The organism is Oleiphilus sp. HI0061 (assembly GCF_001635675.1).
On the sequence record NZ_LWFE01001365.1, the window covers coordinates 1 to 696 of the forward strand.

A 696-nucleotide genomic window follows, 5' to 3' on the forward strand; every position below is an offset into this window, starting at 1 on the left:
GGCGTATCGAGTTTAACGCTATCAGCTAAGCTACTTAGTGCAGACAACTGATTACTCATCGCTAGCAAACCAGATGTTTTGGCTTTCTCTCGTGCCAACTGAATATCTTTTGCTTTCGGCTTAATTTTTGGCTTGGGCTTTTTCGCTATTTGAGCCTTAGGTTTTGGTTTCGGTTTTGGCTTCTCAGCAACTTTCTTCTCAGGCTCAACCTTCTTAATCTCTTTCTTAATCTCTTTTTTAAGGACAGGTTTAGGCTTTTCTTTTTTCTTAAGTATGACCTTTGCTAGTTGAGGAGGCAGGGCTTCCAGCTCTTCCCTATCTTGCTCAGGTAAATCCACCCACGAGACATAAACAGCGATTGCCAAAAATACAGGAATAACCGCTGCGGTAATCTTCCCTAAGCGTTCACTCTCACCTGCTTCGGCATTCCAGGCTGGCCCTAATTGATTAAACGCCATGATTAAGCCTCCTGCTCAACATGCTTATTAACCGCAAGTGAAATGCTGGCATAACCAGAATCCACACAGGTTGTCATAATTTTCTTTAACAGCTCATATGGCAACTCTCGATCGGCAACGATAGTGATTGGACGCCCTTCTGGCGCGACTGCGCTGTTAGACTTTGAAGCCTGATAGTCTAACTCAGCCTTAAGCAGAGGTTCTACCTCTCCTTGAAATTCACGAAGCTCGGCGACTT

1 protein-coding gene and 1 pseudogene are annotated in these 696 nt (G+C 44.5%); both read right to left on the bottom strand.

Features of this window, described 5'->3' with window-relative positions; all coding sequences use genetic code 11:
* Window positions 1–458, bottom strand: a pseudogene (locus tag A3735_RS21585) (hypothetical protein); the annotation flags it as partial.
* 2 nt (window positions 459–460) lie between these two features.
* Window positions 461–696: ExbD/TolR family protein (locus tag A3735_RS21590; RefSeq protein ID WP_369820547.1), on the bottom strand; the 236-nt coding region annotated here is incomplete at its 5' end.